Below are 21,940 nucleotides of genomic sequence, written 5' to 3' on the forward strand. Positions count from 1 at the left end.
TCTATAAGATGACATGCAGCGTTTGGGAAGATACCAAATATGACCGGGAAACGAAGCAAAGCGTCCCGGTTGCCTGCATTCCCATCCGCGATCCGATACGACGTGCAAGAGGGACGGCCGGGCGGCCGTCCTCTGCTTTGTTCACTGCCAGTATTCTGCCGGGTCTTCCGGCGTATTGCCGTTATAGAGGGCGAAATGCACATGCGGCGCGTCGCCTGTCTCCGTCAGGGCCGTCTGGCCGACCGTGCCGAGGCGCTGCCCGGCGCGGACCGTATCGCCCACGGCGACATCCGGCTCCTCGGAGAGGTTGGCATAGTGCGTCGTGAAGCCGCCGCTGTGGCGCAGCACGACGGTCGTGCCGTAGCGCTCGTCCTCATAGATCGTGTAGACAGTCCCGTCTGCCGCGGCGCAGACCGGATCGCCGAGTGCCGCGGCCAGATCGAGGCCCTCGTGCGTGCGCCAGTCGCGCGTCGTCGCATTGTAGGCCAGATGGTCCGCCGCAAAGCCTCCCGTCTGCTCGCCCGCCACCGGCGGCTGCAGGCGCAGCGTCGGCTCCGTAGCCTCCGTGCCCGGCTCCGGGCCGTCCGTCGCCACAACGTTTTCCGCGTGCTCCGTGGCCCGCACGCCCGGTGGGACCGTGGCGCGCTCCGTGCTCAGATGGACCTGCTGGTCGCTGTTTTTTCCGGAAAGAAGAAGATAGCCCGATACTCCGATCGCTACTGCGCAAAGGAGCAGGACTATGTAGTAGCCCTTCTCCTTCACAAAGCGGCCGAAGCCGTTTTCCTTGTTTTGCATATTAGCACCTCCGAGCATGAGTATCGCCCGGCGGGAAATTTTTTATACCTGTTTCCCTCGACGATTTTCGGACGGTCTCTCCGGACGGATGCGCTATACTGGCGGCATCTTATCGAAGGAGGCAAAAATCATGCAAAAGAAAGCAGCAAGGCTTTGCTGCGCCATTCTGCTCATGGCGGTCGCCATCGCCGCCTCCATGGGCCTGATGAGCGCCGTTTTCGCGGCGCAGAGCCTGCGCACACCGGACATACAGGCCGCAGAGGCTCCGACGGAAGCGCCGCTTATGCTCGTGCGCGTGCTGTTCTGCACGGACGGCGAGATCAGCGAGATCACCATTCAGGACGAGGGCGGGCAGGAGCTGCAGCGCCTCATCCCCGGCCGGGACGGCAGCGCCGTCAGCGCGCGGCTGGAGCCGGGCCGCTACCGCGCCGTGACGACGCTGGGCGAGGCCGTCTTTACCCTTCTGCCGAACGCATCCGTCCGCGCGGAATCCGGCCCGTGCTGGTCCGACGGCGAGCAGCTCCATCTGACGGCCGTTCCGGTCGGCTCCGTGCTCGTGCAGCGGTCGCTCGCCGCCGGGGAGCGGGGCTGTCTGGAATTCACGCTGACGGACAACGAGGGCTTCGAACGCCGCGCCGTCGTCTACCCCGACGGGGCAGGAAACGCCCGCTGCAGCCTGTTCGGCGTGCCGCTCGGCACAACATACGCCCTGCTGGAAAACGGCGTCCAGCGCGCCACCGTCACGCTGACGGCGGACGAGCCGGAGCAGCTCGTCCGGCTCGCGCCCTGAGAACCCTGTCGAATTGTCAGATTCTGTTGGCAAGCTCCGATTGACATTGCACGAACCTGCCTGCTATAATAAGGGCAGTACCGCACAGGATATCACGCTCCGGAGCCGTGCGGTGCAGACCCGACGCACAACCCGATCCCGCGGCCATGCGGCCGCACAAAGGCTCGTGAAGCGCATGGAGGCCAATGCCTTTCTGGAAGCGCTGTACAATGCAAATTATGAACGGCTGTATATCTACGCCGAGAACCTCCTTTTCAATGCCGCCTACGCCGAAGAGGCCGTGCAGGAGACCTTCTTCGAGGCTGTCCGCAAGCAGGACGCGCTCATGCGCCATGCAAAGCCGGAGGCCTGGCTGATGGAGACGCTCAAGAACAAGATCCGCGTCGGCAGCCGCCGCCGGGCGCTGGAGGCCCTGTACTTCATCTCGCTCGAGCAGGATCTTGCGCAGGAGAGCAAAAAACTCGCCGTGGAGGACCGGCCGTTCGGCTCGATCAGCGAACTGCTCGACGCCATCCGCGCCCTGCTGCCGCCGGAGGACTATCGTCTGCTCTGCCGCATCACGCTGGAAGGAGCAACGCATCTGGAGGTTGCCAAGGAGCTCGGCATCTCGGTCTGGAGCAGCCAGAAACGGCTGCAGCGCATCCGCAAAAAGCTCTGCAAGCAGCTTTTGCCAAATAAAAGTAAAAAAATTTCCGAAAACATGTCCGTTTTGCGTTTCTGAAGAAATATAGGGATGAAGGGAGGAATTTCATATGGCCGATCAACCAACCGAAGCCCGACTTGCACTGTACCGCAAATTATCAACCGAGCATCTTCAGACGCTTCTGCGCAGCGATCTGGACGGCCCGCCGCTGGATGAGGCGACCGTTGACAGCATTCTGACCGTTCTGGCCGAGCGCCGCAGGACTCCGGCCGACACGTCCGCCGCATGGCAGGATTTCTCCGCCTATTATTCCACCCCAGACTCCCCCGGCGCTCCGGTCCGACGCACCCGCGCGCACCTGCAGAAGGCCTACACCCGCCTCCGCATCCCGATCCGCGTGGTGTCCGCCGCCGCGGCCATGTTTATCCTGATCTTCGCTCTGTTCCCCCGCGTCGAGACCGGCGCAAGCGACGCTCCGAACGCCTATATCACCTGGACGGACGAGTATCTCAAGATCGACGCTCTGCCGCATGCAGGCTGGAGCCTGCCGCAGGGCGGCGAGTATCACACGGACAACGCGGGCCTGCAGCAGCTGCACGACGCGCTGGCAGCCTACGGCGTGACCGGCGTCGTCCCGTCCTGGGTCCCCGAGGGCGCCGTGCTGGCGGAGTATGACTTTGGAGACGAATTCGCCGGTACCGTCTCGTTCTATGCCTTCTTCTCCCTGCCGGACGGCACAGGCTTCAGCATGGATTTCACGATCTTCGCGGAGCCTTCCGCAATGGAGGGGAGCTGGATCGTGAAGGACGAGCGGCCCGTCAGTTACTTCACGCTGGGGGACGTCGGGTACTACCAATACACGAACAATGCTTCCACGGGCATCTGCTGGCTGAACGGCTGTGTTTCCGGTCTGGTCTGCGGCAAGGTCCCGGCGGAAGTGATCCGCTCCATTGTCTATTCCATACACTAAACGGAGGTATCCATGAAGCGCGTTCTTTCTCTTGTACTGATCCTTTCCCTGCTGGCAGCCGCGCTGTGCCTGCCGGCCGCCGCGCGCAGCAGCGATTACATCAGCCGCTCAGATGCGTTGATCGCCAAAAGCGGTACGAACTCGATCTCGATCAAGACCACGACCGGCTCAGGCTCTTCCATGACCAGCATTGGCGTCACCACGATCGTCATCGAGCAGTCCGCAAACGGGACGAGCTGGACCCCGGTCCGCACCTATTCCTCGCGCTACACGGCCGCCATGCTGGGCCACAACGTGATGACCCATACCTATACGCAGACCTACACCGGCCCCGTGAACTATTCCTACCGCGCACTCGTCACATTCTACGCCGCCGATAAAAACGGCAGCGACAGCTTCTCGCTGTACAGCGCAGTCGTCAGGCTGTAAACTATCATCGCCGCAAAGCAAAATAATCATGATCCCCCTGCAGCGGATTTCCGGAATATCCGCTGCAGGGGGATCGCGTTCTATTTACTCTGCTGAATTCTCCGCTTCGGCAGCGGCGTGACACGCAGGAGGATATCCATCACCTGCCGCACCAGCTCACGGTCCTCCAGATCGAGGACGGAGTGGACTCTGGCCCCTTCATAGGGCAGGCCGTCCGGCGCGCCGCGCATCAGCTCCGCCAGCTCGGGGAGCTTTTTGACCATTGCACAGTTGTCGCAGACGAGCAGGACGGGCCTTCCCTGCAGATAGACCATGTACTCGCCGAACATTTTGCGGTATGTCACGTCCGGGAACTCCTTCAGCTGGTCCAGAACGAACTGCATGTATTCCTTTGAGGTACTCATCGTAAAATCTCCGTTTTGCGAAGAGCCGCCCCTTGCGAGGCGGCTCTGAATTTTCAATTTTTACACTTCCCCTCCGCCCTCGGGCTTCGGGCCGCCGGGCTTGCGGTGGCCGCGGGAGCGGCGGCGGGGTTTCGGCTTCTCGCCGCCATGCGGGGCATCGACAGGCGCTGCCTCGGCGCGCGGGGGCTTCTCACCCTCGGGCTTCGGCGCTCTGGGCGGACGCTGGCGGCGCGGGCGCTGCTTCTTCGGCTCGCCCTCGGCCTGCTCCGGCCTTGCCTCGGCGAGCTTTCTCGCCTCAGCCGGCTTTTTGCTCTCAGCGGGCTTCTTCGGTTCGGCAGGCTTCTTCGCCTCGGCCGGGCGTCTGGTCTCCTGCTCCTGCGGGACCTCGCCCTCGCCCTCATGTCGGCGGCCGCGTCCGCCGCGGCGGCGGCGCTTGCCGCGCTGCTGCTCGTTCTGAATGTCGGCCTCGTTCGTGCGGGCCTCTTCCAGCACGGCGGCGTTCTGGCGCATGACGACCGGCTCGAGATAGGTCTTGAGCTCGGGAGCCTCCTTTTTGCGGCACTTCTGCGGATTGCCGGAGATCGGCGCGAGATCGTCCGGAATGGGTGGGTCGGTCTTGCGCGCCTTGCCGTTGCGCAGAACACAGATATCGCAGTTGTGGTGGCAGACGATGGTGTCGGGCTGCTGCTCCAGCCGGACGCGGACGCACTGCTTGAGCAGATTGACCTCCGTGACCGTGCCGCGGCCGTCCGGCGTGTCGACGAACGATTCATTCTTCGGGCTGGTCTTCAGCAGCTCCTCATAGGTCTCCTGCTCGTAGTTCAGGCAGCACATCAGTCGGCCGCAGGTGCCGGAAATTTTCGTGGGATTCAGGCTGAGGTTCTGCGTCTTGGCCATCTTGATGGACACCGGCTGGAAATCGTCCAGGAACTGGCGGCAGCAGAACGGGCGGCCGCAGATGCCGAGGCCGCCGACCATCTTCGCCTTGTCGCGCACGCCGATCTGCCGCAGCTCGATGCGGGTGCGCAGCACGGAGGCGAGGCTCTTGACCAGTTCGCGGAAGTCGACACGGCCGTCAGCCGTGAAGAAGAACAGGACCTTGCTGCCGTCAAAGGCATATTCCGCCGAGACGAGCTGCATTTCCAGCCCGAGGTCGGCGATCTTTTGCTGGCAGACGTCCATGGCGCGCTTTTCGCGGCGGCAGTTCTCGGCGTGGACGCGCTTGTCCTGCTGCGTGGCCAGCCGCAGGATGGGGCGCAGCGGCGGAGTGACCTCGCGCGGGTGCACCATGTGGTTGCCGCGGACGCACTGGCCGAATTCGGGCCCGCGGGCAGTCTCCAGAATGACCTCGTCGCCCGTTGCGATCTTCAGCTCGCCGGGCGCGAAGAAATAGACCTTTGACCCGGAACGGAACTGCACGTCGCAGACCTCGACCATGGGGTCTTCCGCCGGGGCGGCCGGCTCTTCGGGCATCTCGGGGATGAGGGCTTCGTCGGCCGCGGGCAGCGCGGCGGGCTCTGCCGGGGCCTCCGCGGTCTCCTCGGGGACCGGCTCAAATTTGGGTTCTTCCATGAAAAGCTCCTTTCCGTATGAACGGGAAAACATCATAAAATCAAATCAGCTTGTCAAAAAAGTCCCTCCGATGCTTTGGGCCCGGCAGGTTTTTGACAGTCTGCAAATACTGCGTTCACCGCAGCTTTACGGTCAGCGCGCCGCAGATCGCACCGGGGCTGACATTGCCCTCCAGATCGCGCAGCGCAAGCCGGATCGCCTCGATCGCCTGCGTGATATCCGAGACGGGGCGTGCTTCCGCGATCTGCGCGCACTCGGGCCGCAGGGGCGGCAGCCCGCTGCGCGAGGTCAGGGCAGAGACGAGAAGGGCCTGCCACTGCGTCAGGATGGGGCGGAGCTGCTCGCGCTTCAGCCGCTCCATCGGGGCGAGCACCTGCAGCAGCTCCTCCGGACGCCGCGCGCAGTAGGCACGGACAAACGCGGCACTCTGCGGCAGCAGCCCGGCATCGTCCCGCAGAATGGACTCCGCCCGGCCGAGATAGCCCCCGGCGCGCACGCCGGCGGCGCGGAGCGTGCCCTCCGGCACGTCCGGGAAACGCTCCCGCAGCGCGGGAAGCAGTACGGCCTCCGGCAGCGGCGACAGGCGCAGCTCCACGCAGCGGCTGCGGATGGTCGGCAGCAGCTGCTCGGCGTGCTCCGCCAGCAGCAGGAACGTGCCGTAGGGAGGCGGCTCCTCGATGCTCTTGAGCAGGACGTTCTGCCCCTGCTGGTTCAGGTCCTGCGCGCGCGGGAACAGATAGATCTTGCGCTGCCCTTCGTTCGGGCGGATATACAGATCGGTGCAGGCATCGCGGACGAGCTTGACGGGAATGGTCTTCTTCTCGGGGTCATCCACGATGCAGATGTCCGGGTGCGCGCCGTCAAGCACCTTGCGGCACTGCGGGCAGACGCCGCAGGGGCGTTCGCCGGGCGCGGTGCACTGCATGGCGGCGCAGAGGATGCGCGCAAGCGTGTGCCGCCCGGAGCCCTCCGGCCCGGTCAGCAGGAAGCTGTGCGTCAGCTTGCCCTTGGCCTGCAGCGCAGAAAGGCGCTGCTTCAGCGTATCGTTTCCCAAAAGCGCCGCGAGCTTCACGCCATTCCCTCCTGTTGCATACTGATCTACTATGTAATTATACCGTTGAACGCCTCTTTTTTCTACCTTTATTTTTGAAAATACGAAAAAATCGGGGCCTCCCGGCCCCGAATATCTTCCCTTTTCCCCTTCAGCTCTCCATCTGCTTTCCCAAAAATCCCGCGAACGTCTGCGCGAGCGTCTGCTCCGACTCGGTCGGCGCTGCGTCGTGCTCGCCCATGAGCAGCATGACGCAGCCCATCAGGTCGCCCTCGGCCACGATCGGCGCCGCCACGCCGAGGTGGTAGCGCTCCACGGACTCCGCCGCGCGCAGACGGCTCTCGCCGCCGTGGTAGCGGTAGCTGCGCCGCTGCTCCATCAGCTGCTCCAGCTCGGCGGAGTTGCGCTTTTCCAGCAGCTCGCGCTTCGGCGCGCCCGCCACCGCGATGATGGAGTCGCGGTCCGCCACGGCCGCGATGTGGCCGGTGTTCTTGCCGATGGACTCGCACAGCTGCGCCGCGACCGCCTGCAGGTCCCCCATCGGCGAATATTTTTTAAAAATCACCTCGCCGTCCTTCTCCGTGTAGATTTCCAGCGGGTCGCCCTCGCGGATACGCAGGGTACGGCGGATCTCCTTTGGGATGACGATCCGCCCGAGGTCGTCAATGCGTCTGACGATGCCGGTTGCTTTCATATATTGCTCCTCCACTTTATGCGTTCGAAATCACATTGCTATTGTCTGCAAACAATGGGGAATTATGCGAATGGAAGACAAGGAAGGAAAAGGAAGGGCGCGTGTCGGAATTTGTCGGGCAGAATATGGTGCATTTTTCAGAAATTGAAATTATTTTATGTTCCGGGATATGGTATAATTGGGGTATCGTGATCGATTCAAAAGCAGGAGGTATAAAATGGTGCCAGACGCAGTACTTATGGATACACAGGAAGAGCTAACAGACCTGCTTGACAGGAAAGCCTTTGTCGCCCGGCTGATCGATGTAGTTGAGATACTGTCCGAAAACAGGAAGAATGCCTCTTTTGCCGTAAATGGTGCTTGGGGCGTTGGAAAAACCTTTGTGTTAAACAGATTCGAAGAGGAAATTGCAAAATACCCGCTTGAGGAAGACGGCCCAAGAAAATATCTGGTTTTCCATTATGATTGCTGGAAATATGATTATTATGAGGAACCGTTGATTGCGCTTGTTGCGGCTTTAACTGACTCAATTGACAAGCAAACCAACTTCATCTCCGCGGATAAACGCACAACCTTCAAGGTGGTTTTGAAGGAAATCATTGCCGGTCTTGTTGAAGTTGGTTCTGTTAAAACTGGATTCGATATAAAGAAAATCTTTGAAACAATTAAGAGCGCAAAAAATAAGGCTACTCAGGAAATCGCAGATAGTCATGATTTCGATGTTTACTTCAGCTTTAATTGTATATTGGAAAAACTTCGGGCAGCAATCAAAGATTTGGCCGAAGAACAGACCATCCTTCTGGTTGTGGATGAACTCGATCGGTGCCTGCCGGAGTATACGATCACGGTTCTCGAGCGTTTGCATCATGTCCTGGAAGGAATTCCCAATGTGCAGACGATCATCTCTATCGACAAAGAGCAACTGGAGTGTACTGTCAGACAAATTTACGGCTGCAATACCAATGCGAAACGGTATTTGGAGAAATTCATCTCTTTCGAAATCACTTTGCGGGAAGGGTCATTAGAGGATCGCGCCGATCCGCTTTTTGAGCGATATTATGGTAAGCTCCAGTGTAATACAAAACTTTGCACTCCAGAAGAAGTCTCTGAATTTAAGCGGATCATTCTGGAGGGGATCAATACAAGAAGCAGATTGGAGCTCATTGAAAAAAGCAGCTTGCTCTACAGGCTCGTCTCACCAGGAGAAAACAAATCGGATGCCTTGTTTGCATGCATCGGCGTGTTTTTGACTGTATTGAAGTTCTATGGGCTGGATATTAAGAAGGCCAAGGAGACCTTTCAGATTCGTACATTATTCGAGCCTCTATCCACGTATCATGACGAAGAGGGCAGTACTATTCCGGCAGGGCTTGTACTCTTGAAGGAGAAATATACACCGAATACAGCAGAAGAAGTTTTGTCTCCGATGGGAACAGACTATTTGCACCTATCAAATAAACAAATAAGAGTGAACTGTCCCGATATTTGGGGAATACTACTCGCATCCTATCGAGCAATACTTGGATTTGAAGGGGATCTATGGTACAAAGGATCCCGTATTGATCTGTATATCAAGCCTTTTGTTCTTCGTTATTGGAAGCTTTTAGAAACGATTGCATGACGATTCAACACGCAAAGTAATTCAAGAGTTTTTTAATAACCTGCTGCACTTTTCCAGCTTCATCCGCCACCCCACCGGGCCGCAGCTCCGCGCTGCGGCCTTTCACATATCTCCACACATATTTTCTGCTTTCCCCTTGCGCATTTCCGCCGTTTGCGTTATAATTAAATAGGAAAATAGTCATTTCTCATACCATTTTCTCCAGAGTATGACGAATTACAAAGATTTTTGAGGTTCCCTTGCCATCGGTGGGGCGGATAGGAACGGAATTGCATGTATAAAAGATTTGGAAAACGATTGATTGATACAGTTCTCTCGCTGATTGCTTTCATTATTCTTTCACCCCTGCTTCTGATAACCGCACTCGCAGTCAAGCTTTCTTCTCCGGGGCCGGTGCTGTTCAAGCAGCAGCGGCTGGGCCTGTATGGAAAGGTCTTCACCATCTATAAGTTCCGCTCTATGACGGACGGTGCGGAGCATACCGGCAGCGGTGTTTACAGCGGGAAGGGCGACGCGCGCGTGACAAAGGTGGGAAAGATTATTCGGGCAACCAGCATTGATGAGCTTCCGCAGCTCATCAATATTATTGTGGGCGATATGGCCATTGTGGGGCCGCGTCCGCCGCTGACCTATCACCCTTGGCCGGTGGAGCAATACACGGAAGAACAGTTTCATATGTTTGACGTTCGCCCCGGTATTACCGGCTGGGCGCAGGTGCATGGCCGCAAGGGCGTAGAGTGGCACGAGCGCATCAAGATGAATGTCTGGTACACGCAGCATGTTTCCCTTGCGCTGGATATCAAGATCCTTTTCATGACCGTGTTCAAGGTCCTGCGCAACGAGGATAATGTCAATACCGGCGCGACGGTTTGAGGAAAACATATGCTGAAACTTATGTACATCACCAACGACCCGACGGTCGCAAAGATCGCGGCGGACGCAGGCGTTGACCGCATTTTCATTGATATGGAAGTGCTGGGCAAGGCCGAGCGGCAGGGCGGCATGGATACTGTGCAGTCCTATCATGTGCCGGAGGATATCGCAAAAGTCCGCGCTGCCGTTGGCGGCGGCACAGAGATCATGGCGCGCGTCAATCCGCTGAACCCAAACTCTCAGGCGGAGATCGATGCTTCTGTTGAGAACGGCGCGGATGTCATTATGCTGCCCATGTGGCACACCGCGGATGATCTGCGTCGGCTTGTTAGCATGGTGGATGGCCGTGCAAAGGTCATGCCGCTGCTGGAAACCGACACGGCGGCAGACACTCTGCCGGAGGCGCTGTCCATACCGGGCATCGACCAGATGCACATCGGCCTCAACGACCTGCACCTGTGCTATCATCAGAAATTCATGTTCCAGCTCCTGACGGACGGTACGGTGGACAGGCTTTGCGCCGAGCTCCGTGAAGCAAGTATTCCCTATGGCTTTGGCGGCGTGGGCCGCCCCGGCTCGGGGACGCTTCCGGCGGAATATATTATCGGAGAGCACTATCGGCTGGGTTCACAGTATGTCATTCTGTCCCGCAGCTTCTGCAATACAGGCAAAATTACGGACATGGACGAGATCCGGCGCATTTTTGCAGAAGGTGTGGCGGATATCCGCCGCGTGGAGCGGGACTGCACCGCGTGGACGCAGAAGCAATTTGAGGAGAATCACCGCAGGATCTGTGCCTGCGTGGAAAAAATCGTGAGAGGAATGAACGCATGAACATTCTGGTGACCGGCGCGTTTCAACTCAATAGCGGCGAGCGCGAGCAGCTGGAAGCTGCCGGGCACAAGGTCTTCGTTCATGGTGACGAACGCGCCCCGGTAGACTGCCCGGAGCGATACGAGGCGGTCGTGTGCAACGGCCTGTTCCTCTACAATTCCATCGAGCGCTTTACGAGCCTGCGGGTCATCCAGCTCACCAGCGCGGGTCTTGACCGCGTGCCGCTGGACGATATCCGGGCGCGCGGCATCGAGCTGCACAACGCTGCGGGCGTGTACAGCGTCCCGATGGCGGAGTTCGCCGTCTGCGGCATTTTGCAGCTATATAAGCAGAGCCGCTTTTTTGCAGAGAATCAGATTCAGCACAAATGGGAGAAGCATCGCGGTCTGCTGGAGCTTTCCGGCAAGCGGGTGTGCATCCTCGGCTGCGGCGATGTGGGACGCGAGATCGCGAAGCGGCTGAAAGCCTTTGGCTGCCATATCACCGGCGTGAATCGCACCGTGCGGGTGCTGCCGGATTTTGATGAACTCCTGCCGCTGGATAAGCTGGCGGAGACTGCGGCGGCCTGTGATATTCTGGTGTGCTGCATCGCCCTGACGCCGGAGACGCGCGGCATCGTGAGCGAGGAAATCTTTGGCCGCCTGCATGATGGCGCGATCTTCGTCAATGTCGCCCGCGGCGCGCTGGCAAACGAGGCTGTGCTGACCAAGTGGCTGCAAAACGGCGGCTGCGCAGTGCTGGACGTTTTTGAAGAAGAACCCCTGCCCGAAAGCAGCCCGCTGTGGGATATGGAAAATGTAGTTCTGACCCCGCATAACAGCTTTGTGGGAGAGGAAAATCGGGCACGGCTGTGGGAGAAGATAAAGGAGAATCTGAAATGAGCAGCATAGGTGAAGTGAAGAGAATAACTGATGATTCTCCAAAGTTCAGAGAGGTTCTTTTTGCCCGCGGTTATTTGTTTACGGATGCCGAAATTGACGGCAATGCATTTCCCTTTTATGGAGAATGGCGGACTGAGAAAATCTGCGGATATAGCCTGTTGGTACACCCCAAGGCGAAATACTATGCGCTGCAAACTGAGGATTCTTCGCTGGTGCTGATCGGCCATGCATATAACCCGTTCGACGGCTTGTATGACGAAAATGAAATTCTTCGGAAATATGCTGATTCCGAAGATAAGATTGGGTATTTCAATCAATGGACAGGCGTGTTTACCCTGATCGTTGTAAAGGCAGACGACATTGAGGTGTGGGGCGACTGTGCCGGGATGCAATGCACCTATTATGGCACAATTGAAAAGCATTTCTATCTGTCGTCACACGCGCAGTTGATTGGCGATCTTTGTAATCTTACGCAATCTGCCTATGTGAGAAAGCTGACGCATTATCGCTTCTGGCAGATGTATGGTTTGTTTCTGCCCGGTGACATTTCGCAATTTGACGATGTGTTTCGCCTTGTGCCGAATCATGTTTTGAATGTTGCAGTTCCGAAGTTCTCCTGTAAACTTACCCGTTTTTATCCCAACTGCGATATCTCTATGGTGAAGAATGAGTGGGAATACGACGAAACAATTATGGAAATCGGACGGCTGCTTCACAAGAACATGGAGCTGATTGCGAATAAGTGGGACAAGCCTGCAATTTCAATGACTGGCGGTATGGACAGCAAAACGACCATAGCCTGCGCCAACGGTCTGTACGACAAATTCGGCTTTTACAGTTATATCTCCATGTACGGAGACAGGCCGGACGCAGAGGCTGCTGAGAAAATTGCGGCTGCCATAGGTGTAACGCATCACACTTATACAATTTCTGAGAATGACGGTGATTTTGAGGATGTTCCCGCGATGCGCGCCGTCATAGAGCATAATTTGGGCGATATCGGAGCGGTCAACGCCAACGATGTCAGGAAACGCCTGTTTTTCTTGAACACGTCGGATTTTGACGTTGAGGTCAAGTCTTGGGTGTCAGAAATCGGACGCGCAAACTATTATAAAAAGTTTGGCTTGAAGAAAATGCCGACGCAGTTGTCTCCCAGACAGATGACTTCTATGTACAAATTTTTCACCTACAATCGCACGGATGCCAATGCGACGGACAAGATATTCCGCCAGTACATAGAAAAGACCGCCTTCCATAGCATTTACAATCTGGATTCCAGCGATATGTATCTGTGGGAATTCCGCTACGGCGGATGGGGCGGGCTGACGATCACATCCGAACACCGCGTTTCCTACGATATCACGATTCCGTATAACAACCGCTTGCTGATGGAGCTGTTTCTGCGGTTGCCCTTGGAAAAAAGGATTGAAGATATCCCACACTTCGATGTCATTCGCAAAATGAACCCAGCGATTGACCAACTCGGAATAACGATTACGAATTACAACGAAACCAAGAAAAGAATGTATTGTGAACGGGTGTATTATCTTGTGAACAATGCCTTGCCATTCTAAGGAGCTGCAATGAAAGTCCTTCTAGTTGCCACCGTACAATCGCATATCTGCCAGTTCCACAGGCCGCTTGTGGCCATGCTGCACGAGCACGGCTGCGAAGTCCATGTGGCGGCGCGGAACAACCTTGCCGAAAAGAACGGCTTGAAGCTGGACTTTGTGGAGCAGGTCTTTGACGTGCCGTTTCAGCGGTCACCGTTTTCACCGAAAAATCTTGGAGCCTACAAACAGCTCAAAAAGATCATTGATGAGGGCAGCTATGATGTGATCCACTGCAACACGCCGGTGGGCGGTGTTTTGGGACGGCTGGCTGCACGAAAAGCCCGCAAGCGCGGCACCAAGGTGTTCTATACCGCTCATGGCTTCCACTTCTACAAGGGTTCGCCAAAGAAAAACTGGCTCATCTGGTATCCGGTGGAGAAGTTTATGTGCCGCCATACGGACAAGCTCATCACCATCAATGAAGAGGACTATCAGCTTGCGCGGAGCAGATTCCGGGTTGAAACCTGCCATATTCACGGCGTAGGTGTATCGATGTCGCGCTACCATCCGCATTCTGCGAAAGAGGAAGAAGCGCTTCGGAAAGAAGAATCACTGTCAGCGCAGGATTTCGTCGTGCTTTGCACGGGCGAGCTGAACGCAAATAAAGATCAGCGGACACTGATCGACGCGGCAGTACTTTGTCATGATAGTATTCCTGAGCTGAAAGTCCTGCTGGCCGGAAACGGTCCGCTGGAATCTACCCTGCGGGAGCAGGTCTCAGAAAATCATGCAGAGGGCTATATTCGACTGCTGGGTTATCGAACGGATTTGGAACGAGTTGTCCCGGCGGCTGACGTGATTGTATCATGCAGCCACCGCGAGGGGCTTGGCCTGAATCTGATTGAAGGTATGCTGTGCGGAAAACCGGTCATTGCCGTGGAAAACCGGGGGCATCGGGAACTGGTCGAAGACGGCGTGACGGGATACCTGATCCCCGCCGGTGACAGCCGTGCGCTGGCAGAAGTGCTGGTCAAGCTTTATAAGAGCGGCGCTCGACAGAGGCTTGGACAGGCCGGATATGAAAAAGCGCGGCTGTATACAGATCAAAACGTCAAGCGTGAGCTGAAAGAATTATACGGTTACGAAGAAAACTGATCGGATAAAAAGGAAAACGCAGCGGTGATGAATGACATTTCTAAAAAGATTCAAGTGTTAGAAGTCTGCGCAAAGCTAAATGTTGGCGGCGCACAAGCAGTCGCAGCCAATATAGCGATATATGCTGATAAGAACTTTCACTTCGACTATGTTGTTTTTGGAAGCGAAGAAGGCGAATATGAGAAACGGATTATCGAAAAAGGTAATTCTGTTTTCCATATATACGCTCCCCAAGAGAACGTTTTTTTGCATATAAGAGATTTATATAGACTAATTCGAAGAAAAAAATATGATGCTGTGCATTGTCACACGATGTTTCATTGCGGGATAGTCATGTTCTTGGCTAAGCTGTTGCATGTACCATGCCGCATGTGCCATTCACATACTGTTGACGATGAGAGAGGTAAATCAAAAAGTCGGATAATTTACCGCGCTGTTATGCGTAAGTTAATTCAATCCTGCGGGAATGTTTTCTTTGCATGCGGAGTAGCAGCTGGGGAAGCATTATATGGTTCGAAATGGTTTGCCGAGCATGGACGTGTGGTAAAAAACGGAATAGACATATCGAAGTATAGTTTTTCCGAGCAGAACAGGGACTATCAGCGGAAGTTTCTGCAGATTACGGATTGCTTTGTTATCGGAAATGTAGGTCATTATGTATCGGTAAAGAATCAGAGTTTTTTGATCAATCTGATGCCAGAAATAAGAAAGAAAAGAGAAAACGCCATTCTGCTGCTTTTTGGAGAAGGAGAAGATCGAGAAAGACTCCAAAAGGCGATAGACGAACAAAAAGCAACTAATTATATTAAATTGATGGGAAATACAGACGAGGTGGCAGAAATCTTGTCTGCACTGGATGTTTTTGCGTTTCCGTCTCTCTTTGAGGGGACACCGCTTGCGTTGATCGAAGCGCAGGCAAATGGACTGCCTTGCATTGTATCCAATCTGATCCCGACAGATGGTTGTATTACAAAAAGCGTGCAAAGACTGCCGCTCGTCAATGAAGAATGGGTGACGGGAATACTAAATGCACAGAGGGAAATATCAGCCGAGTCGGTCAACGAGTTATATGACGTATACGAAGATGTGACTGATTCCATGAGCACAATATACAGAACGATTGTAAGTTATGTGCAGGAGGACATATGAATAACGTACTAGTTATCTTTTCCGCATTTGCGCCGCAGAATAACTGCGCATCGATTCCTAATACAAAATTGACGAAGTATTTGCTAAGGGGAAACTTGAAAGTTACGCTTGTGACAAGCGCAATAACTTCCGATATGGAAATAGACGAGAGCCTGTTGCCTAATGAAATGCAGAATGCGAGGTGCATTCGGGTAAATAGAAGCAAATGGTTTGAAAAAACAATTTTCTCTTTAAGAAATAGAATTACAAAAAGCGGAACAAAGCAGAAAATGAAAGCTGCAAAGAAACCGCTGCAAGCGTGGATCGTTTCACAAATAAAAGCAGTTTATTTCTGGATAGCAGATTATGATTGGTTTTATAATGCGACACGACAGATTAGAGAAGAACTGTCGGGAGAGCACTTTGACGTTGTGTACTCAAGTTATCCAGACGTTTGCACGCATAAATTGGGAGAGTATATACGTAAAAAGGGAATCGCGGATATATGGGTCGCGGATTTTCGCGATCCGATCTGTTATGAGCTATTTAATAAATATTCATACCGGAGGAACGACATTACACAGCACCGAATTGTGCGAAAAGCAGATATGGTGACTGTCGTATCTGAAGGGGCTATTGAGAAATTTTTCTACCCAGATGTTGACAGAGAAAAAATACACTACATTCCTAATGGGTTTGATCCGGAAGACTTTTCATATGAACGAGGGCAGATAAACAATGCTGAAAACAATGCGCTCCATTTTTTCTATGCAGGAACATTATATCAAGGAAGAAGAGATTTTTCTGTTTTGTTTCAGGCTCTACATGAGCTAATACAAGAAAATCAAATCTTACCTGATGATGTAGTTATAGAATATGCAGGAAGAGAAAGCGAAACTTTTCTTCAAATGGCTGATGATCACAACATGAAGGATAGATGTAGGGACTTTGGGTACATAACGCATCAAAGGGTCATAGAGCTGATGGGGAGTACTTACTGTACTTTGGTTTGTTCACATAATAGCGAAGTAGATCGTGGCGTAGTTACCGGAAAAGTTTTTGAATTACTTTCTGCTGAAAAAACAATTGTTGCAATTATAACCGGTTCCTTACCAAATAGTGAGTTGGGACAAATTATTAAGGAATGCAACGCGGGAATCGTATATGAACAAGCAAATGGAACAGAAGAATATACGCAGTTTAAGCTAAAACTTTTCTCGCTGGTAAAGCAAAAGAAAATGATGGGGCGGATTCGCAGCAATATTGATAGAGACATGAGAGATAAGTACGCATATCAGAATATAGCAAAGCAATTAGAGGAACTGTTTGAGACAACATGACCAACATTCTTTTCTTCATCGAATCCCTCTCTGGTGGCGGAGCGGAAAAGGTCCTGCGCAATCTGGTGAATGCGATGGATCAGACGAAGTTCTGCATCACTGTACAGACGCTGTATCCGGATGATGCGGGAAAATATCTCGCGCCGGGGATTCGTTACAGGTATTGCTATCCGGCGAAGAATCGCATCAACGAGCTTCGGATGCGTGCCGAAGCGGCGGCTGGACTGACCTATCCGCTGCGCATCAAGGGTGATTACGATATCGAGGTTGCCTATCTGGAATGCGGTTCTACTAAAATCATGGCGAGTTCTACCAACGCAAAGGCGCTGAAGTTGGCATGGGTGCATTCTGATCTGCAAAACTGGGCAAATCCGGATGACTTCGCAGCAGCGACAAAAAAGTATTACGCACGCTATGATCTTGCCGTATGTGTTTCTGAAAATGTCCGAAAAAGCTTTGAAAAGCTATATGGCGATACGGTTCCGGCAGTCACGGTGTACAACACGATAGATGACGGCGAGATACTGAGAAAATCTGCTGAGACGCTGTCGCCGGATGTATCCAAGCGAAAGTTGACCATTGCTGCCGTAGGCAGATTGTCTGCGCCGAAACATTTTATACGCGCGCTGACTGCACACAAGCGCATGCTGGAGGATGGCCTTGACCATGACCTTTGGATTGTCGGCGATGGCGAAGAACGTTCTCTACTGGAAGCGTATATTCATGAGAACCATTTAGAAGCGTCGGCAAAACTGCTGGGGTTCCGTGAGAATCCGTATAACCTGATGTATGCAGCCGACATTTTGGTATGCTCGTCTATATTTGAAGGCTTCAGCACCTTCGTTACGGAAGGTTTGATTTTAGGAAAGCCCATCGTTACCACTGACGTTTCTGGCATGCATGAACTGCTGGGTGACAGCGAATATGGGCTTATCACTGCGAATGATGATGAAGCATTCTATGAAGGCGTCAAGCGGATGCTCACCGAGCCGAGACTTCTGGAGCACTACGCAGAACAGGCTAAGATTCGTGGCAGAGATTTCAAGTGCGAGAAACTGGCGAAGGATACGGAAGCGTTTTTTGAGAGAGAACTACGGAAGAAACGAGGAAAGTAAATGGGCGTAAGGGTCTATTACTATATGGTCGCAGCGGTGCTGGGCTTTGGCGTCTTGCTCCCGCAGCATGGCAAGCAAAAGAAAGTATATATCGCGCTCATGGCTGTTCTACACGCTTTTGTCTGCGGCTGGAGATATATGTACTTGACTGGTGATCTCTTGAAATATTCCGGGCAGTACACACGAATATATCCTGTCAATGGATGGTTCAGCGAGCAGGTGTTTAATGGCGGACGAAACTTTGGCTTTGCATGGCTGTCAAAGCTGCTATCCCTGATTTCAAATGGCAACTTTCAGATACTTTTAATCGTGATTGCGGTCATCACAGAGATTGCCGTTGCGGTTATCATCTATCGCTACTCCCCGACACCGTGGTTAAGCTATTTGCTATGGGATTGTTTCGGCTTTTATATCTTTGGATTCAGTGCAATTAAGCAGGCATTAGCCATGGGTTTGTTGATGTTTGCGTTTACCGGCATCATGGAGGAACGCCCGAGAAGATTTTTCCTTTTGACAGTGCTGGCAGGGTGTATTCATACGCCTGCATTTGTTTTCCTGCCAGCTTACTGGTTTGCTAAGAGTAAGTTAAGTCTACACAAGCTGCTAATCTATATAGCGAGCGCCGGACTTATTTTCTTGTTCCGCACACAAATCGTTACTTTTGTCAGCGAATTTTATTATGAAGAAGCCTCCTATATGGTCAACGACCGACTTGGTGGCCGATTTATAATGATCGTTGCTCTCCTAATTGCAGGAGTTGCGCTTCGGGGCTTCTCAGGTAAGAACTTCTCAAAGCTGTTTAACCTAATAGTTATTGCCGCAATATTGCAGATGTTCTCTGGATTCGACAATGTGTTCACACGCCTGACAGACTACTACTTTCAGTTTCTGGTTCTTTACTTGCCTATGATGTTTTACCCAGAATGCGATGAAAAACTGAATAACGGCTATCAAATCCGACACTTAGCATTGACACATCAGCAGCGCAGCGCAGCAATACTCTGCGTAGTTCTGCTTGCTGGGGTGTACTACTATACGACAAACTTGAATATCACAATTACCAATGCGATTGACGATTACCTGAACTATCGTTTCAGTTGGGAGGTGCCAGTGAAATGATATTCAGTGTTGTTATTCCCTGCTATAACTGCGTGAAAACGCTGGAGGCCACGGTGAACAGCATTCGTGCCTGCGGACTGACGGACTACGAAATTCTGCTCGTCGATGACGGCTCTTCGGATGGCACGACAGAACTGTGCGATGCGCTGTGTGTCCGATATCCGGAACTTCGGTGTGTCCATCAGAAAAATGCAGGTGTTTCCGCTGCACGCAATCGTGGCATCGATGAAGCGCGGGGGGAGTATCTCTGGTTTGTGGATGCAGATGATACAGTGGATGCCGGAGCACTGTCTCGCGCGGCGGATACGATTGCCCGGCAGCAACCGGATATGCTGCTATTTGGTATGAGCTTTGACTATTACCATCATGGTAAATTGTACCGAAGGGACGAGCTGATTCCACCTTGTGCAGGTAGCCTGTCATTGGAACAGTTAAAGGATAGCTTTCAGGAGTTTTATGATTGTAACGCGTTGACGCCCGTCTGGAATAAATTCTATCGACGAAAACTCCTGTTGAATTCCGGCGTGCGCTTCCACGTAGATATGATTCTGATGGAGGACTTTCTGTTTGTGCTGGAGCTGCTGCCGTATTGCAAGAACATTTACTCTTTGCCGGAGGCAATTTACCGCTACCGTCAGGCAGAGGATGAAAAGGGTGCCTATCGACGATTGCAGAGAATTTCTGATTTGGCCGGGTATATGCAGCCGTTTGAAGCTGGTTTGGACACACTCGGTATTTCCGCGCAAGAAGCCGAGAACCTCTACGAAATGCTATTGCGGCAAAAACTCTATTATGCGCCGCTGTGTCAAATTCGCAGGGTTCTTGCGGAGCAAAAACAAAGTAAATACGCTTTTTTAGAGATGGGAAGCCCGTTGGGAATCTATCTTTGCAATCGAAAAACGCAACTACGGCACAGGGTTGCCGTCGCTGTCAAAAGTAGCTGCCTGTATCAAAAACATAAAACATGAGGTGAGGCTAGCGCAATGATTAGGCGTTTGACATACATTGATACTACACGTGCGATTTTGATCACGTTGGTGGTACTGGGGCATGTTTTGAACTACGCCAATCCGCAGTACAATATCATCCCGTACACCCTGGCGCAGGAATTTATAAACGCCTTTCATATGCCTGCGTTCTTCCTGCTGTCCGGACTGCTGACCGACGGCGAAAAGTGGCGCAGCCGCCCTATAGGCGCGTATTTTGTCCATAAGGCAAGAACACTTCTGATTCCGTACCTGTTTTTTGAGTGCCTTGCTCTCCTCTACAAGCATTTCGTACTGCATTCTGTTTCTTTTGCAGAGGGGCTCCGTCTGATGCTGACCATGCGCTGCAATGTTAGTGCGGACTGGTTTTTGCCAGCGATGTTTCTGGCGTGTGTACTTTACTATCTGTACATTCGCTTCCCGCGCAAGATCGCGTGGGGCGTGGGAGGTACGGTGCTGCTACTGGGGCTTCGGTTTTTGATGTCCACAAGGGGGGGACATTTGCAAGTGCTATTGTTCCGCGGTATTTTGGGCTTTGTCTTCATGCTGGCCGGAAACCTGCTTAAAAAGCAGCTGATGGCGTTCAGCTGGCCGAAGATCGGCGGCGCGTTTTTCCTGACGGCAGCCGCCGCGGCGGTCTGCTTTAAGTTCTCTCTCGGCAACAGCTTTTATGACGGCGTTCTGCGCAGTCCGCTGCTGTATCTCGTCAGCGGCGTCTGCGGGACGTATTTCGTGCTGGGGCTTGCTGACCGTATCCCGTGGAAATGGCCCAGCCGGATCGGCGAAAACGCCCTGACCGTCATGGGTACGCACCAGCTCGTGCTGTACACCATCCCCGGAAACAGCAGCCCCCTCTGGGTAATTGGCGTTTTCCTCCTGATCGCCGCAGTGGAAGCGGCGCTGATCCTCATCATCAACCGCGTCTGCCCTGCGCTCGTGGGCAGACCGAGAAAAGAACGAACCCATGCCTGAACAGGCCAAACGGCAGACGGAGCTGGATATCCTGCGGCTGGCCGCAATGCTGGCCGTGATCGCCATGCACAGCGGGGGAGGCACGGGCGTGCAGATCTTCGGCCGTGCCATTTCGAACCATGCGTTTGTTGCATTGATCGTCTGGTGTGTTCCGGTGTTCTTCATGATCTCCGGCCGGTTCTTTCTGGATCCGCAGAGGGACGTGACGCTGCGGCGGGTGCTGACAAAGTATGTGCCGCACATCGTGACGGCGTTCTTGTCCTGGTCGGCGGTCTTTACGGTCTATTACATACGCTCCGGCGGGTATGCGGGGCTGAACGCTTTCGGCATTCTGGCGCAGTTCATCGAGGGACCGTATCATTTCTGGTATCTGTATACGCTTGTGGGGCTGTATCTGCTGACGCCGTTTCTGCGGAAGATCGCGGAGGACGACAGGCTCCTGCGCTATTTTCTGCTCCTGTTCGGCGTGATGAACCTTGTGACGCAGTATCTGGTCTATCTGCCGCATGTGGGGCCGGTCCTGCAGGACTTCTTTGACTGGCTGCATATGGAGGCGGTCACGGGCTATGTCGGCTATTTCATGCTGGGCTACTTCCTGTGGCACAGCAAAGACCGCATCTCCGGGCGGCTGGAAGCGGCCGTTTACGCGCTGGGGATGGCGTCCCTGTTCGGAACGGCTGTCACGGAAGCGCTGATCGCACCGGCGCTGCAGGAAGCAGACTTTGTCAAGCAGTATATGAAGCCGAACGTCGTGCTTTTTTCTGCGGCAATTTTCCTGTTTTTCCTCAGGCGGGTCGCAAAAATCCGCTTTTCCGAACGGACAGCGCGCGTGTTCCGCACTCTGACGGAGCTGGGTTTCGGCGTGTACTGCATCCACGCGCTCGTCAACGAGCTGCTGCCGACGCCGGGCGCGCTGCGGCTTATCCGCGTGCCGTGCATTTATCTGGTCAGCCTGCTGGCGGCGTGGCTGCTGCGGAAGATCCCGTATATCGGGAAAAAGATCACATAAGGAGCA

Annotated in this window: 22 protein-coding genes; 17 read left to right on the forward strand and 5 right to left on the reverse strand. The window is 53.9% G+C overall.

Annotation, left to right across the window (positions count from 1 at the left end; genetic code table 11):
• Positions 1-141: 141 nt before the first annotated feature.
• Entirely contained in the window at positions 142-795 is a 654-nt protein-coding gene (locus WMO66_RS08300) for a peptidoglycan DD-metalloendopeptidase family protein (RefSeq protein WP_349135951.1), read from the reverse strand.
• A 130-nt stretch (positions 796-925) separates the two neighbouring features.
• Here WMO66_RS08300 and WMO66_RS08305 point away from each other — a divergent pair, with 130 nt between their 5' ends.
• From WMO66_RS08305 to WMO66_RS08320, 4 genes are all read left to right on the forward strand, one after another.
• Entirely contained in the window at positions 926-1,585 is a 660-nt protein-coding gene (locus WMO66_RS08305; RefSeq protein ID WP_349135952.1) for a hypothetical protein, read from the forward strand.
• Between the two features lie 112 nt (positions 1,586-1,697).
• Positions 1,698-2,306, forward strand: a complete 609-nt coding sequence (locus WMO66_RS08310) for an RNA polymerase sigma factor (RefSeq protein ID WP_349135953.1) — start codon at positions 1,698-1,700, stop codon at positions 2,304-2,306.
• A 31-nt stretch (positions 2,307-2,337) separates the two neighbouring features.
• Complete coding sequence (locus WMO66_RS08315; RefSeq protein ID WP_349135954.1) at positions 2,338-3,198, forward strand: hypothetical protein; 861 nt, start codon at positions 2,338-2,340, stop codon at positions 3,196-3,198.
• Positions 3,199-3,210: 12 nt separating this feature from the next.
• Positions 3,211-3,627, forward strand: coding sequence for a hypothetical protein (locus WMO66_RS08320; RefSeq protein WP_349135955.1), 417 nt, complete (start codon positions 3,211-3,213; stop codon positions 3,625-3,627).
• Between the two features lie 80 nt (positions 3,628-3,707).
• On the opposite strand, the gene WMO66_RS08325 is transcribed toward WMO66_RS08320, so the two are convergent.
• From WMO66_RS08325 to WMO66_RS08340, 4 genes are all read right to left on the reverse strand, one after another.
• Positions 3,708-4,031, reverse strand: a complete 324-nt coding sequence (locus WMO66_RS08325; RefSeq protein WP_349135957.1) for a TfoX/Sxy family protein — start codon at positions 4,029-4,031, stop codon at positions 3,708-3,710.
• A 60-nt stretch (positions 4,032-4,091) separates the two neighbouring features.
• Complete coding sequence (locus WMO66_RS14575) at positions 4,092-5,603, reverse strand: PSP1 domain-containing protein (protein ID WP_349135959.1); 1,512 nt, start codon at positions 5,601-5,603, stop codon at positions 4,092-4,094.
• A gap of 115 nt (positions 5,604-5,718) precedes the next feature.
• Positions 5,719-6,675, reverse strand: a complete 957-nt coding sequence (locus WMO66_RS08335) for a DNA polymerase III subunit (RefSeq protein ID WP_349135961.1) — start codon at positions 6,673-6,675, stop codon at positions 5,719-5,721.
• 130 nt (positions 6,676-6,805) lie between these two features.
• Complete coding sequence (locus WMO66_RS08340) at positions 6,806-7,348, reverse strand: stage V sporulation T C-terminal domain-containing protein (RefSeq protein ID WP_349135962.1); 543 nt, start codon at positions 7,346-7,348, stop codon at positions 6,806-6,808.
• Between the two features lie 217 nt (positions 7,349-7,565).
• Between WMO66_RS08340 and WMO66_RS08345 the strand changes: the two genes are divergently transcribed.
• From WMO66_RS08345 to WMO66_RS08405, 13 genes are all read left to right on the forward strand, one after another.
• Positions 7,566-8,969, forward strand: a complete 1,404-nt coding sequence (locus tag WMO66_RS08345; protein ID WP_349135963.1) for a KAP family P-loop NTPase fold protein — start codon at positions 7,566-7,568, stop codon at positions 8,967-8,969.
• Positions 8,970-9,242: 273 nt separating this feature from the next.
• Complete coding sequence (locus tag WMO66_RS08350) at positions 9,243-9,842, forward strand: sugar transferase (protein ID WP_349135965.1); 600 nt, start codon at positions 9,243-9,245, stop codon at positions 9,840-9,842.
• Between the two features lie 9 nt (positions 9,843-9,851).
• Positions 9,852-10,676, forward strand: a complete 825-nt coding sequence (locus WMO66_RS08355; protein ID WP_349135966.1) for an aldolase/citrate lyase family protein — start codon at positions 9,852-9,854, stop codon at positions 10,674-10,676.
• Complete coding sequence (locus WMO66_RS08360; protein WP_349135967.1) at positions 10,673-11,557, forward strand: NAD(P)-dependent oxidoreductase; 885 nt, start codon at positions 10,673-10,675, stop codon at positions 11,555-11,557. Before WMO66_RS08355 ends, WMO66_RS08360 begins: the two co-directional genes overlap by 4 nt.
• Entirely contained in the window at positions 11,554-13,131 is a 1,578-nt protein-coding gene (locus WMO66_RS08365; RefSeq protein WP_349135968.1) for a hypothetical protein, read from the forward strand. The genes WMO66_RS08360 and WMO66_RS08365 overlap by 4 nt, the downstream gene beginning before the upstream one ends.
• 9 nt (positions 13,132-13,140) lie before the next feature.
• Positions 13,141-14,265 carry a glycosyltransferase family 4 protein gene (locus WMO66_RS08370; RefSeq protein WP_349135970.1) on the forward strand — a complete coding sequence of 375 codons (1,125 nt, stop codon included), beginning with the start codon at positions 13,141-13,143 and terminating at the stop codon, positions 14,263-14,265.
• A gap of 27 nt (positions 14,266-14,292) precedes the next feature.
• Positions 14,293-15,414 carry a glycosyltransferase gene (locus WMO66_RS08375; protein WP_349135994.1) on the forward strand — a complete coding sequence of 374 codons (1,122 nt, stop codon included), beginning with the start codon at positions 14,293-14,295 and terminating at the stop codon, positions 15,412-15,414.
• Positions 15,411-16,733, forward strand: coding sequence for a glycosyltransferase (locus WMO66_RS08380; protein WP_349135971.1), 1,323 nt, complete (start codon positions 15,411-15,413; stop codon positions 16,731-16,733). Before WMO66_RS08375 ends, WMO66_RS08380 begins: the two co-directional genes overlap by 4 nt.
• Positions 16,730-17,848: a glycosyltransferase gene (locus tag WMO66_RS08385; RefSeq protein ID WP_349135972.1), complete on the forward strand. Its 1,119-nt coding sequence runs from the start codon at positions 16,730-16,732 to the stop codon at positions 17,846-17,848. Before WMO66_RS08380 ends, WMO66_RS08385 begins: the two co-directional genes overlap by 4 nt.
• On the forward strand, positions 17,849-18,967 hold the full coding sequence (locus WMO66_RS08390; protein WP_349135973.1) for an EpsG family protein: 1,119 nt from the start codon (positions 17,849-17,851) through the stop codon (positions 18,965-18,967).
• Positions 18,964-19,935: a glycosyltransferase family 2 protein gene (locus WMO66_RS08395; protein WP_349135974.1), complete on the forward strand. Its 972-nt coding sequence runs from the start codon at positions 18,964-18,966 to the stop codon at positions 19,933-19,935. The genes WMO66_RS08390 and WMO66_RS08395 overlap by 4 nt, the downstream gene beginning before the upstream one ends.
• Before the next feature lie 15 nt (positions 19,936-19,950).
• Positions 19,951-20,925 (forward strand): acyltransferase family protein, encoded by a 975-nt coding sequence (locus WMO66_RS08400; RefSeq protein ID WP_349135975.1) that lies wholly within the window; start codon positions 19,951-19,953, stop codon positions 20,923-20,925.
• Positions 20,918-21,934, forward strand: a complete 1,017-nt coding sequence (locus tag WMO66_RS08405; RefSeq protein ID WP_349135976.1) for an acyltransferase — start codon at positions 20,918-20,920, stop codon at positions 21,932-21,934. The genes WMO66_RS08400 and WMO66_RS08405 overlap by 8 nt, the downstream gene beginning before the upstream one ends.
• Positions 21,935-21,940 lie beyond the last annotated feature (6 nt).

Origin of the sequence: Faecousia intestinalis (assembly GCF_040096185.1) — a bacterium.
Classification (GTDB): Bacteria; Bacillota; Clostridia; order Oscillospirales; family Oscillospiraceae; genus JAZOXB01.